We start from the raw sequence: 12,923 nt of genomic DNA, 5'->3' as shown, positions 1-12,923 counted from the left end.
ACTAAATTACTTTCGGATAATACTGATTGTGCCGTTTTTAGACAGTTTAACAATACCCGAAGGTTGGGCTTTGTTCTTGTCTTTTTGCCGGTAAGTGACAATATAATCCACTGCGTTTTTTATCTCTTCCGAAATCTCCTTGAAAGTTGAAGGTGAGGCTTCTCCACTTAGGTTGGCTGATGTAGACACAATAGGCTTGCGAAACTGTTTGCAAAGTTCGGCAGAAAAGAGTTCCGAGGTAATCCGGATCCCGACGGATCCGTCTTCCGCAATAAGGTTGGCTGCCAGATTTCTGGCGCCGTCGTATATAATGGTAAGCGGTTTGTCGGCGAGGTCTATCAGGTCCCACGCTATGTCAGGGACATCCGTGATATAATTCTGCAGTTTTACCGGATTTTCCATCAACACCAGCATCGACTTTGAATCGTCTCGTTTCTTTATTTCGTAAACCCGTTTTACAGCATCTTCGTTGGTGGCATCGCATCCGATTCCCCAGATCGTGTCGGTAGGGTACAAAATCACACCGCCCTTCCGCAACACTTCACATGCTTTCTTAATGTCTTCCTGCATACACTTACTTGTTGATTTTTTGCATTACTATTACATCGGTAAACGAGCGATTTAGAGAAATCCAGTCCCGCAGAACGGCAGTTTCTTCATAATTCGCTTTTTCAAACAAGGCCCGGCTTGGTATATTTCCTGCAGGGACAAAAGCGTAAAGCTGGCGGAGTTTTAAATGGCTGAAGGCATAATCCTCCATGCATAACAATGCCTGCAACGCATGTCCTTTTTTTCGAAAATTTTCGTCCACCAAAATCCCAACTCCGGCCCGGCCGTTCAGGGGATCAAAATCGTACAGGTCAATCGTGCCTGCCGCCTTGTTACTTTCCTTCTCCACAATCATCATCCGAAGTTGCCGGGCCTGATAAATATCTTGCCGGGCATCCGCCAGGTATTGCCGGAGGGCAAATCGGGAAAAAGGTGTTAGGGTAGATCCGTTTTTCCACAGCCTGGTGTCGTTTTCCCATTGGTAAAGAAGATCGAGATCTTCGGGTTCCAACGGCCTTAAAAAGAGGGTGTCTCTGATAAAAAAGTCTCTCATTTCACGCCTTCACTTTCCCCGACAACGGTTTCCAACTCTTGACAAGAAGGTTTGCAAAACATATAAACAATAAAAGAAATTACCGCAAGCCAGATAAAATTTTTGCTCTGCGACAGGGCATATAGAAAAATATTTCCCGCCGTCACCGCGTTAACGATATACATTCTCAACAACCAGGCATCTTTGTAGTACTTCATCGTCCTAGCCTTGCCGGTTCCCTTTGGAATTTTCTTTACTTTTTCGGCAAACAGCTTAAGTGCGACGGGAATGAGCAATAACGTTATCCCGATGGCATACATTTCGGCAGTCATCGTTACGCGAACCGGTGTTCCAAAGCCTATGACCCTAAAGATCACAATTAAAAAGAAAACGGCCAAAACAACTATACTGATGTAATAATGCCTGTTTAACTCCCTGATGGTTTTTGTCATTTTAATTTATACGATTCGTCAAATGGTGTCCTGTTTAAAATAGACCTGCCCAACGTTATCTCATCGGCATACTCAATCTCATCACCGACCGCTACACCTCGCGCAATAATGCTCACTTTCACATCGTAAGGGTGTAGCTTCCGGAAAATATAAAAGTTGGTCGTGTCTCCCTCCATGGTCGCACTCAGTGCTAAAATCACCTCTTTCACACCGCCCTGTTTAACACGTTCTTCCAACCCGGTAATTTGCAGGTCAGACGGGCCTATTCCATCGATGGGCGAAATAATTCCTCCCAACACGTGATACAACCCTTTGAACTGAGTAGTATTCTCAATGGCCATCACCTCGCGAATATTCTCTACGACACAAAGGGTTGAAGCATCTCTCGATTTGTCGGAGCAGATGCCACAGACTTCACTGTCGGAAATATTGTGACAGTTGCGGCAGTACTTTACGTCCTGTTTTAATGTAACCAGGGCTTGCGCAAATTCCTCAACCTGTGAATCTTCTTGCCTTAGCAAATGTAAAACAAGCCTTAGTGCTGTCTTTCTGCCGATACCGGGCAATTTTGCAAATTCGTTGACTGCATTTTCTAGTAAAGCTGAAGGATATTGCGAGTTCATTAATTTTAATAAGCTAATTCAAACCACAAATATACGAACATTTTCGTTAAGCTGAATGAGCAAAGCCAAACTTATTTTGGCTTTGCCACTGCGAGAAAATGCCTAATGAATATGAACATTTTCGTTAAGCGAGTGCAGAGCAAATTTATTTGATTTGCCGAGCGCAGAATTGAAAATCGAGGAGCGAAGGCGACTCAAATAGTCTGATGAAATCGAACTATTTCGTTAAGCGAGAGTAGGATTGAAAATAAAAGAGCCAAGGTGTTACAAATAGTTTGTCTTCAGCGAACTATCAGGGTTCTCCGGCAAGTGAAATTATTTTCAGCTTTTCGCATTGAAACTTACAAATAAACTTCTATCTTTGTTCTGAATTTGATTGAAACTTAAACCACATAACCTTTAAATACAAAACATTAAAAATTATTTTTTATGAAAATTTATAATTTTAGCGCCGGTCCATCTATTTTACCGCAGTCGACAATTGAGAACACGGCAGAAGCTGTGAAAAATTTCAATGGAATCGGCCTGTCCATTCTTGAAATCAGTCACCGGTCCAAAGATTTTCAGGCAGTTATTGACGAGGCTGTGGCTCTTTTTAAGGAACTGTTAGACATTCCCGAAGGATACTCAGTACTGTTCCTCGGTGGAGGTGCAAGCATGCAGTTCTGTATGGTTCCCTATAACCTGTTGGAGAAAAAGGCAGCCTACCTGAATACAGGAACATGGGCCAGCAAAGCACTTAAGGAGGCTAAACTGTTTGGGGAGATAGTAGAGGTTGCTTCTTCCAAGGAAGCGCTTTTCAACTATATTCCAAAAGATTATACTGTTCCTGCGGATGCTGATTATTTTCACATTACCACCAATAACACCATCTACGGAACCGAGATCCGGAAAGATATTGACAGCCCGGTACCCCTGGTTGCCGATATGTCTTCCGATATTTTCTCCCGTCCGCTCGATGTATCCAAGTACGGTTTAATTTACGGCGGAGCACAAAAGAACCTGGCACCGGCTGGTGTCACCTTTGTTATTGTAAAGGAAGAACTCTTGGGAAAAGTCACCCGTCCGATTCCGACCATGCTGGACTATCGCACACACATCAAAGAAGGCTCCATGTTCAATACGCCTCCCGTATTGCCTATTTATTCAGCGATGGAAACTCTTCGTTGGCTGAAAGGTCTGGGAGGTCTGGCAGCAATGGAAAAGATCAATCTCGAAAAAGCAGCCCTGCTGTACGATGCCATCGACAGCAGTAAAATATTTACTGGAACGGCAAAAGAAGAAGACCGCTCCATCATGAACGTATGCTTCGTGATGAAAGACGAATACAAAGAACTTGAACCCGAGTTCCAGAAATTTGCTACTGAAAGAGGAATGTCGGGCATCAAGGGACACCGCTCAATCGGAGGGTTCCGCGCGTCAATCTACAACGCAATGCCAAAATCAGGCGTACAAGCCCTGGTTGACTGCATGAAAGAATTCGAAAGGAACCATTAGTTGTTTCTTGTAAAGCCACACAATTAACGTACCGGATAATCAAAACCTTTTATCCGGTACGTTGAAACCTATCCCCGCGTTTTTTAATTTAATCACAGACTTATTAAACCACAACTATTATGAAATTTTTAATTGCAACCGAAAAACCCTTTGCGCCAGCTGCAGTTAAACAAATCAGGGAAATTATTGAAAATGCAGGCCATGAAACTGTTTTGCTGGAGAAATACACGGACAAAAACGAACTTCTACATGCTGTATCAACCGCAGATGCGATGATTGTCCGCAGTGACGTTGTCGATAAAGAAGTACTGGATGCGGCCGGAAACCTGAAAATTGTCGTCCGCGCCGGAGCCGGATACGACAACGTTGATCTTCATGCAGCCACCGCCAACAATATTTGCGTGATGAATACACCCGGGCAAAACTCCAATGCTGTAGCCGAACTGGTTTTCGGTATGCTTCTCTATCTTGCCCGTTGCAGTTTTGACGGATCTACCGGTTCGGAACTCAAAGGGAAAAGACTGGGTCTTCACGCTTTCGGATACATTGGAAAACAGGTCGCAAAGATCGCCAACGGCTTCGGAATGGAAGTGTTGGCCTACTCCCCTTCGCTGGCCCTCAATCCTGAAAAGGGAAAAGCATTCAACGTAACCGCTGTGCAATCGCCCGGTGAGTTGTATGAGAAAAGTGAAATCATATCGCTCCACATGCCGGCAAACGACCAAACCAGGGGTAGTATTGATTACGATTTATTGAGCAAGTTACCGCAAAAAGGCATCGTGATCAATACTGCACGCAAAGAGGTGGTAAACGAAGCCGACATGTTACGTATCATGGAAGAACGGCCGGGGTTCAAATACGCTACCGATATTAAACCGGTGAATCACGATAAAATGGCGCGAAAGTTTGGTAACCGCTACCTGGCATCTGCCAAAAAATGCGGGGCACAAACCAGTGAAGCCAACGTAAACGCAGGGCTTGCCGCAGCAGAACAAATCGTAAAATTCTTTGCCGATGGAGATGAAACGTTCAGGGTAAATCCGATAAAATAAAAGCAACCTATATCCCGATAACGAATTTTTATCGGGATTTTTATTTTTTTAACCATAAATAATTCAAAAAGTTGTCTTTATTTACGATATATTCGTACTTTTGTATCGTAGTAAATTTATCAATTGAAAAAGATATGGAAAGATTAACACCCCAGGAAGAAAACATTATGCTCCACGTGTGGCAAATTGGCGAATGTGCCATAAAAGATGTCCACGACAGGCTCGAGGAGCCTAAATTACCCTACACCACCGTGGCTTCAGTATTCAACAACCTTGAGAACAAGGGTTATCTCAATAAATCACGTTCCGGCAACATGAAAGTTTTCACCCCAAGGATCTCGGAAGCGACGTACAAAAGACATTTTCTGTCGGGAGTAGTGAAAAGCTATTTCGATAATTCGTATAAAGAACTGGTGTCGTTCTTTGCCAAGGAGCAGAAAATTTCGTCCGAGGAACTGGAAGAAATTATTCGTCTGATTGAGAAAAAACAGAAATAGCTTCATCAGATAACAGACCGCTTCGCTCCTAACCGTCTCGTGTCTGTGCTCTGAAGTCTGAAATCAAACGCAAAATGGAAACGCAATTTTTCATATACCTGGCCAAAGTAAACGGAGCTTTGCTGCTTTTTTACCTGCTGTATATTGCGGTTTTTCGGCACGATACGTTCATCCGGCTACGGAGGTCATACCTATTGTCGGCTGTTCTGTTTTCGTTGCTTTATCCTCTTTTTACAGTAGATTCCCTGGGTGGATTATTTTCAATCTTGCAGTCACGTCAACCCGTGGAAGCGACTATTGAACTCGGTGAACCTACCGCTCTTCTGCTGGAAAGTGACGCTGCCGGATTTACGGTTCCGTGGAGGTTTATTGTTCAAAGCATACTTCTTTTAGGAAGCCTTTTTTTTGCTTTCCGGTTGATCATGCAAGTCGTTTCCATTGTCCGGATCCGGCGCCGGTGCCGGGAAGAGGTTATTTCGGGATACAAAATCCTAAACGCTTCACACGAAATAACTCCCTTCTCGTTTTTCAAATGGATAATCGTAAATACGGATGCACACTCCGAAGAAGAGCTACAGCAGATCCTGATCCACGAAAGCACCCATGTCCGCCAATGGCATTCGGCAGATGTGTTGTTGGGTGAGTTGCTTTCCGTCTTTTTCTGGTGGAATCCGGCAGTCTGGCTGTTGAAGCGCGAAATCGTCATCAACCTCGAATACCTGGCCGATAACGATGTGCTTCAACACGGTGTAAACAGCAGGGAATACCAATACCACCTGCTCAAACTGACTTATCACGAAACGGCCGTTCCGTTAAGTAATCACTTTAATGTATCACAATTAAAACAGCGTATCACGATGATGAACAAAACCCAATCGCCGGCAGTGAAGCTGGCCAAGTACCTGACTGTAATTCCGCTGGTTCTGCTGCTGATAACCTTGAACAGTTGTTTGAGTAAAGAAAAGCAAACCGACGAAAATACAACGACTGAAACAGAAAGCCCTCTACTCGAAACTCCGGCCGCTTCACCCGGAGCTGCGGTAGAAGAATACAAAGGCGAAGTGTATGAAGTAGTGGAAGAACAACCGCTTTATTCAGGCGGAAACGCTGCCATGATGAAATTCCTGAGCGATAACATCAAATATCCGGTGACAGCACAGGAGAAAGGAATACACGGACGTATAATTACTAATTTTGTGGTGGAAAAGGACGGTAGCCTCAACGAAGTGAAAGTGGTTCGTGGTGTCGATCCCTTGCTGGACGCGGAAGCCGTTAGGGTTATTCAGTCGATGCCCAACTGGAAACCGGGAACACAAAAAGGAGAGACAGTAAGAGTAAGGTATACGTTACCCGTTGTTTTTAGGTTGCAACAATAAGAGGCTGAACAAATGGAAGCACTTAGCGCATACATCATTAAAGTTAACATAGCACTGATATTTTTTTATTTGCTGTATGTTATTTTCTTGAAAAAAGACACATTTTTTGCTTTCAGGCGCTATTTTATTTTAGCAGCGACAGTGTTTTCATTTGTTTACCCGTTTATTACCGTATCTGCCTGGGAAAATATAATTTCATTTGAAAAACCACAGAAATACACTACTCAGGTAACGGTGGAAGATCCTGCTTTTGCCGTTGTTTTGGCAGACGAAGGTCAAACAGCGGAACCTGTCAACACGATTAACATTAACTGGTGGCAGGTTTTACTTCTCTTATTGTCCGCAGGAGTAGTCTTCTTCTTAGCTCGTTTTACCTGGCAACTGGTCAGTATTTTACAGATAAAACACAAAAGCATCAGGAAGAATATTGATGGGATGGAGGTATTCGACTTATACGATGAAATAACACCGTTTTCTTTCTTCCGATGGATCTTCATCCACCTCGACTCACATTCCGACACCGAAATTAAACAGATACTTCTGCACGAACAAACGCATGCACGCCAATGGCATTCTGTTGATATTATTCTCATGGAGTTGCTTTGCGTATTTTTATGGTGGAACCCCATCATCTGGCTGATGAAGAGGGAAACATCCATTAACCTGGAACATCTGGCCGACAACGGTGTTTTGCGAAAAGGAGTAAACAGCCGCGATTATCAATATTATCTTCTACGCCTTACCTACCACCAAAATGCTACCCGGATTGTAAACAATTTTAATGTATCACTTTTAAAACAACGTATCACGATGATGAACAAAACCAAATCGCCGGCACGAAAGCTGGTAAAATACCTGATTGCCCTGCCATTGGCGCTTCTTTTAATGGCAGGCAACAGTGTTTACGCCCAAAACCAAAGAGAGAGTGAAATCTTTACAGAAGTAGAGAAATATCCTGAATTCCCGGGAGGGAACCAGGCATTTATGAAGTATCTTGTCGAAAGCATCAAGTATCCGGTTAAAGCTCAGGAAAACAACGAACAAGGCAGAGTTATCACCAACTTTGTGGTAGAAAAGGACGGAAGTATTTCCAATATTAAAGTCATCCGTGGAGTAACTGCCGCGCTGGATGCCGAAGCCGTGAGGTTGCTGAACTCCATGCCTAATTGGCAATCTGGCGAACATCAGGGTAAACCCGCCAGGGTACGGTTTACCTTGCCGATTGTCTTCAGGTTACAAGGCGGCAGCGCAGGGAAGAGCCAGAGCCCTGTAACGCCGGTTTCTGCAGATGTCAATGAAAAAGGAAAAATCCTGGACGAAGTGGTCGTTGTAGGCTATGGGCCAACCCATCGAGAATCGATACCTTCCCCACAGGAATATGCCGAATCAAACGGCAACGAACTCTTTATTGTTGTGGAAGTCCAGCCGCAATATCCCGGTGGAGATATAACCATGAACAAATTCATTTCTGACAACTTACAATATCCAAAAATTGCACAAGAAAATGGAATTCAAGGACGAGTAATCACTCAGTTTATTGTTGAAAAAGACGGAAGCCTTTCCGATATCCAGGTTGTTCGTGGTGTAGATCCATCGTTAGACAAAGAAGCTATACGTCTTATTCGCTTAATGCCTGAGTGGATCCCCGGAACGCAGCGTGGAAACAAAGTAAGGGTAAGATATACGTTGCCTGTTACATTCCGGTTGTCGGATGAAGCACCAACCGTCGAGGCCGCTAAGGGTGTTCAAGGGAAACTGAATGATCCTGTAATAAAGATTGGAAGCAGTGACGCAACTTTTGTTGTAGTTGAAGAACAGCCCGAATTTCCGGGTGGAAACGCAGCCATGATGAACTTCATTACCGAAAACATCCGTTATCCGAAAGAGGCACACGAAAAAGGAATTCAGGGACGTGTAATCACCAAGTTCATAGTGAGGAAAGATGGCAGTATAGACAGCGTACAAATCGCACGGGGGGTTGACCCGTTACTGGATGCCGAGGCCATCCGGGTAGTGGAATCGATGCCAACGTGGAAGCCGGGCAAGCAACGCGGACAACCCGTAAACGTAATGTTTACCCTGCCTGTCGTTTTCAGGTTGGATAAAAAGACGGAGGATGGCATTCAAAAAAGTCAAACCTCATCGAAAAATGTACAAAACCCTGAATTTCCGGGAGGAGAAAATGCTTATATGAAGTTCTTATCGGATAACATTAAGTATCCCGTTATTGCACAGGAGAACGGGATTCAGGGGTTTGTAGATGCCGTGTTCAACATCGATACAAAGGGGAAAGTCACTTTTGTTAAATTCAATAGATCTGTTGACCCGTCCCTGGACAAGGAAGTTAAACGCGTGATAGAATTAATGCCTGACTGGATCCCCGGCAAGTTTAATGGAGCCGCGACAAGCATTACGAGTGGAGCCTCCTTTGTTTTCCGCCTGCAAGGCGATGGCGTTGATGAGTATAAAGGCCCAACTCCCAGCAACGCAATAGTTGTTGTAGGATACGGAAGTTCGAAGAAATAAAAGGCATCAGCTGATTTGAAGCCGGCAGATGCTCATATCTCAATCTCTTGTTAATCTGTTCTCGAAAACCGGAGAAAGTGTGCAGAGTAGCTTTCTCCGGTTTAAACATAAACACTTAACTCACCGCTTATGAAAACCGAATTTGCAATTTCAGTTGTTTTGACGATGGTGTCGGTTTCCGTATCGGCACAAACGCTAACGGCACACGATTTCATGCAACAATATCGTTACCGGGAAGCCATTGAATGGCTCGAAACCCAGCCAGAAACCGCTGAAAATCTGTTATTGAAAGCTGAAAGCCACGAAAGACTCTACAACCATACCGATGCCCTGCCCGTTTACGAACGTCTCTTACTGAATAACCCCGATGATGTAGCACTGTTGATCTCTGCCGCAGAATGTGCATCGCAAGCCGGAGACACAGAATCGGCACTAAAATATTGGATAAAAGCAGACAGTCTATCGCCTGAAAATCTGTTTTTTCAGACTAAAAAAGCGATAGCATATTATCGGAACGGTAACTGGCAGGAAACCATCGAGAGCACACAAACGGTTTTCCAGTCAGACTCAATTCCGCTGCTTCTGCGAATGACGGGTGATGCGTTTCAAAACATCCACGAACCCATTTGGGCAAACTATTTTTACACGAAAGCATACGAGAAAAATCCGTCCGATCATCTTTCGCTTAGCCGTATTTGCGAATATTTTTACGCCATGGAAGAAGACGGATACGACACGGTAGCGGTTATGACCGAAAAATACCTGAACGAAATTAATCCGAACCAAAAAACCATCGGACAACTTAACGGAATGGCAAACTATTCCTCCGGAAGGTTCGACAAAGCGATAGATCGCCTGAAAGCAATTGTGGAAATAGGCGACAGCTCCTACACCACCACCTATTTCCTGGGGATGAGCAATTACGCCAAGGGTTGGTACTACGAAGCCGTGAAATGGCTCGGCAAAGCTTATGATCTTAATCGCAATGATGTGAATATGTTCTACTATTACGGAACAGCGCTCGGGCGAACAAAAAACCGGGAAAGAGCCGTGGAGATATTACAGGAAGGTATGGACAAGATAGATAAGATGTCAGGAATGCTGCCCGATTTCGACATATCGATAGCGGAGGCCTATCAAAATACGAACGATCACGCCAAGGCAATACAATATTACTTTTCCGCATATAAGCGCCAGCCCGACCGGCACAATCTTTTGTACAGCATCGCACATGCTTACGACACGGCAAAAGATTACAAAAACGCCATCACCACCTACGAACGTTTCCTGAAAACTGCCCCCAAAGATTTCGATGTCGCCAGCTTCGCCATCGCCAAAGACGAAAAAATGAACGCAGAAAACATTTATTACATAGTCAGTTTCAAGCGCATAAAGGAATTGCGGGAGCAGTTATTTATGCAGTCGGGAAATAAATAACTGTAACCCGGACTCTTTGTTCTCCGCTAATTAAAAAAATCGTCAATTCCTTCGCTCTGTTCTATCGGATCCTCGTCCAGGTAGAAATCGGATGAATAGCGTTGTGTATCGTAGCAAGGCTGGAAATCTGCGGGAATATCAAATTTCCCGTTATCGGAATATTTCAGCTCGGGATTGGCATATACCCGCTGGTAGAACAATCCGTGAATGGGCAGTGCAGCAGTAGCTCCCTGTCCGTAAGCCATACGGTCGAAGTGAATGGAAGGTTCCTCCCCGCCTACCCAGGCCGATGCTACTATCTCGGGTGTGAACGACATAAACCACGCATCGGAATTGTTATTGGTCGTTCCGGTTTTGGCTCCCATCTCCCCTTTCAGGTTGTACAGACGGCGCAACCGGCCTCCCGTACCTCCGTCAACCACGGCCTTGAGCATGTCGAGCATCTTATAGGAAGTCGTTTCGCTGAAAATCTCCTGCATCCGGGGAACAAAGTTGGCCACCACGTTTCCGTAAGAATCCTCGATACGGGTAACCAACAGCGGTTCAACACGAATCCCGCGGTTGACGAACGCCGTGTACGCACCGGCCATCTCATACACCGAAGCATCATTTGGCCCTAGCGCCAGCGAGACGACTGGATCGGGAGGAGTTTTCAACCCGAAAGATTTCAGCATCCGGGCGAACGCGTAAGGAGAAAACAGACTCATCAAATAGGCAGTCACCCAGTTATCCGAGTTTTGCAAGCCCCATTTTATGGTAACAAAATGTCCAAGCGCTCCACGTGTGTTTCGGGGGCTCCACGGCTGTCCGTTTTCAGCCATGATGGTTATTGGTCCGTGAACCATCCCGTCGCAGGGGCTCAATCCTTCTTCCATAGCCAACGTATAGAGATACGGCTTTATGGTTGAACCGATTTGCCGTTTACCGCTACTTACCATATCGTACTTGAAATGCGCGAAGTCGGGGCCGCCCACATACGCTTTCACATGTCCCGTAACCGGGTTCATCGCTACAAATCCAGCCCTGAGAAAACCTTTGTGGTACCGGATGGAATCCCACGGCGTCATCGTGGTATCTATCTCTCCCTTCCAGGAAAAGACTTTCATATCCACGGGAGTATCTTTGAAATTACTCAGGATCTTTTCATCACTCCAGTTTTGTTTTTTTAAAATCCGGTAGCGGTCCGTCTGCTTCATGGCCGTCTGCATAAATTTTTCGACATCGTTTGCCACGCTGTTGGAGTAAGGAGCATATTTTTTACCCCGCTTCTCGGCCGCAAACTGGGGCTGCAGGTATTGTAAATGTTCACGAACGGCCTGTTCGGCGTATTTCTGCATGCGCGAGTCGATGGTGGAATAGATTTTCAACCCATCCGTATAGACGTTATAATTTGAACCGTCTGGCTTCTTGTTTTTGTTGCACCAACCGAATAACGGATCGGTCTCCCACGCGAGCGAATCTTCTGTAAACTGCTGTCCTTGCCAGGATGCATAGTTTTTCCTTTCGGGCTTCACCGCCATCATCATTTTTGCCAGATGCTGGCGATAGTAGGGAGCGGGAATAGCAACGTGGTCGGCACGGTTGAAATCCAGTTCGATGGGGAGTTTCTGTATCGAATCGGCTTCCTGCAGGGTCAGGTGTCCAGCCTTTCTCATTTGGGCAAGCACCACATCGCGGCGCTCTTTGGTCACGTTTTCTCTCCTGACCGGGTTGTAAAGCGATGAATTCTTCAACATACCCACAAGCATAGCCGACTCCTGTATGTTCAGATCGATGGGGCGTTTATTGAAATAAGTACGTGCCGCTGATTCAATCCCTACCGCATTGTAGTTGAAATCGTATTTATTGAGGTAAAGATTGATGATCTCGTCTTTGGTATAAAAACGCTCCAGTTTCGTAGCGATCACCCACTCGATGGGTTTCTGAAACACACGCTGAAGTTTATTGTTGGCTTTTGGAGAATAGAGCAATTTTGCCAGCTGTTGGGTGATGGTACTTCCTCCGCCGCTGCTTTCATCCTGAAGCAACAATGTCTTAAAAACAGCCCTTCCTAAACCGATAAAATCAATTCCCGAATGGTTATAATACCGCCTGTCTTCAGTGGCAACCAATGCATGAATAAGGTATGGCGACAATTCATTATAACTTACAAAAATCCGGTTTTCGTCACTTTGAGAATAAGTAAACAAGAGTTGGTCGTCCGACGAAATTACCTGCGAGGCATATTTATCGATCGGATTTTCCAGTTCATCGATACGCGGCAGGTATCCAATCAATCCGGATGACATCAGCAGGAAAGCAACAACATTTACAGCAATGAAAAGAAAGAACAATCGCCATAGCCATTTGACAATATCGTTTTTAGGCGGCATTGTCTTGTTT

General features: G+C 44.9%; 11 protein-coding genes. 6 read left to right on the top strand and 5 right to left on the bottom strand.

The window, feature by feature from the left end; genetic code table 11:
- Window positions 1-6: 6 nt before the first annotated feature.
- From AACM02_RS05195 to recR, 4 genes are read right to left on the bottom strand one after another with little or no spacing between them, the layout of a single operon-like run.
- Window positions 7-570, bottom strand: coding sequence for an L-threonylcarbamoyladenylate synthase (locus AACM02_RS05195; protein WP_339116274.1), 564 nt, complete (start codon window positions 568-570; stop codon window positions 7-9).
- Between the two features lie 4 nt (window positions 571-574).
- Complete coding sequence (locus AACM02_RS05190; protein WP_214063215.1) at window positions 575-1,102, bottom strand: GNAT family N-acetyltransferase; 528 nt, start codon at window positions 1,100-1,102, stop codon at window positions 575-577.
- Window positions 1,099-1,533, bottom strand: coding sequence for a hypothetical protein (locus tag AACM02_RS05185; protein ID WP_214063214.1), 435 nt, complete (start codon window positions 1,531-1,533; stop codon window positions 1,099-1,101). Before AACM02_RS05185 ends, AACM02_RS05190 begins: the two co-directional genes overlap by 4 nt.
- On the bottom strand, window positions 1,530-2,156 hold the full coding sequence (recR, locus tag AACM02_RS05180; RefSeq protein WP_214063213.1) for a recombination mediator RecR: 627 nt from the start codon (window positions 2,154-2,156) through the stop codon (window positions 1,530-1,532). Before recR ends, AACM02_RS05185 begins: the two co-directional genes overlap by 4 nt.
- Before the next feature lie 429 nt (window positions 2,157-2,585).
- Here recR and serC point away from each other — a divergent pair, with 429 nt between their 5' ends.
- The 6 genes from serC to AACM02_RS05150 all read left to right on the top strand — a co-directional run bounded on the left by serC (window position 2,586) and on the right by AACM02_RS05150 (window position 10,541).
- Complete coding sequence (serC, locus tag AACM02_RS05175) at window positions 2,586-3,653, top strand: 3-phosphoserine/phosphohydroxythreonine transaminase (protein WP_332456513.1); 1,068 nt, start codon at window positions 2,586-2,588, stop codon at window positions 3,651-3,653.
- A gap of 119 nt (window positions 3,654-3,772) precedes the next feature.
- A complete protein-coding gene (locus AACM02_RS05170) occupies window positions 3,773-4,705 on the top strand; it encodes an NAD(P)-dependent oxidoreductase (RefSeq protein ID WP_339116273.1) in 933 nt (310 codons plus the stop codon).
- 134 nt (window positions 4,706-4,839) lie between these two features.
- Complete coding sequence (locus AACM02_RS05165; RefSeq protein WP_214062023.1) at window positions 4,840-5,202, top strand: BlaI/MecI/CopY family transcriptional regulator; 363 nt, start codon at window positions 4,840-4,842, stop codon at window positions 5,200-5,202.
- Between the two features lie 74 nt (window positions 5,203-5,276).
- Window positions 5,277-6,578, top strand: a complete 1,302-nt coding sequence (locus tag AACM02_RS05160) for a M56 family metallopeptidase (protein WP_339116272.1) — start codon at window positions 5,277-5,279, stop codon at window positions 6,576-6,578.
- 12 nt (window positions 6,579-6,590) lie between these two features.
- Window positions 6,591-9,104: a M56 family metallopeptidase gene (locus tag AACM02_RS05155; protein WP_339116271.1), complete on the top strand. Its 2,514-nt coding sequence runs from the start codon at window positions 6,591-6,593 to the stop codon at window positions 9,102-9,104.
- A 129-nt stretch (window positions 9,105-9,233) separates the two neighbouring features.
- Window positions 9,234-10,541, top strand: coding sequence for a tetratricopeptide repeat protein (locus AACM02_RS05150; protein ID WP_339116270.1), 1,308 nt, complete (start codon window positions 9,234-9,236; stop codon window positions 10,539-10,541).
- Window positions 10,542-10,567: 26 nt separating this feature from the next.
- On the opposite strand, the gene AACM02_RS05145 is transcribed toward AACM02_RS05150, so the two are convergent.
- Complete coding sequence (locus AACM02_RS05145) at window positions 10,568-12,829, bottom strand: transglycosylase domain-containing protein (protein WP_339117435.1); 2,262 nt, start codon at window positions 12,827-12,829, stop codon at window positions 10,568-10,570.
- Window positions 12,830-12,923: the final 94 nt, after the last annotated feature.

Source organism: Petrimonas sp., assembly GCF_963921705.1.
In the GTDB taxonomy this organism is placed as follows: Bacteria; Bacteroidota; Bacteroidia; order Bacteroidales; family Dysgonomonadaceae; genus Petrimonas; species Petrimonas sulfuriphila.
The sequence above is the reverse complement of the archived record's forward strand: the minus strand, read 5'-3'. Positions and strand labels throughout refer to the sequence as shown.

What these genes read in the sequence shown, in the direction of transcription:
- AACM02_RS05145 (WP_339117435.1), bottom strand. Translation starts at nt 12,829, where the DNA reads ATGTCATCCGGATTGATTGGATACCTGCCGCGTATCGATGAACTGGAA.
- AACM02_RS05185 (WP_214063214.1), bottom strand. Translation starts at nt 1,533, where the DNA reads ATGACAAAAACCATCAGGGAGTTAAACAGGCATTATTACATCAGTATA.
- AACM02_RS05195 (WP_339116274.1), bottom strand. Translation starts at nt 570, where the DNA reads ATGCAGGAAGACATTAAGAAAGCATGTGAAGTGTTGCGGAAGGGCGGT.
- AACM02_RS05155 (WP_339116271.1), top strand. Translation starts at nt 6,591, where the DNA reads ATGGAAGCACTTAGCGCATACATCATTAAAGTTAACATAGCACTGATA.
- AACM02_RS05170 (WP_339116273.1), top strand. Translation starts at nt 3,773, where the DNA reads ATGAAATTTTTAATTGCAACCGAAAAACCCTTTGCGCCAGCTGCAGTT.
- AACM02_RS05150 (WP_339116270.1), top strand. Translation starts at nt 9,234, where the DNA reads ATGAAAACCGAATTTGCAATTTCAGTTGTTTTGACGATGGTGTCGGTT.
- serC (WP_332456513.1), top strand. Translation starts at nt 2,586, where the DNA reads ATGAAAATTTATAATTTTAGCGCCGGTCCATCTATTTTACCGCAGTCG.
- recR (WP_214063213.1), bottom strand. Translation starts at nt 2,156, where the DNA reads ATGAACTCGCAATATCCTTCAGCTTTACTAGAAAATGCAGTCAACGAA.
- AACM02_RS05165 (WP_214062023.1), top strand. Translation starts at nt 4,840, where the DNA reads ATGGAAAGATTAACACCCCAGGAAGAAAACATTATGCTCCACGTGTGG.
- AACM02_RS05190 (WP_214063215.1), bottom strand. Translation starts at nt 1,102, where the DNA reads ATGAGAGACTTTTTTATCAGAGACACCCTCTTTTTAAGGCCGTTGGAA.
- AACM02_RS05160 (WP_339116272.1), top strand. Translation starts at nt 5,277, where the DNA reads ATGGAAACGCAATTTTTCATATACCTGGCCAAAGTAAACGGAGCTTTG.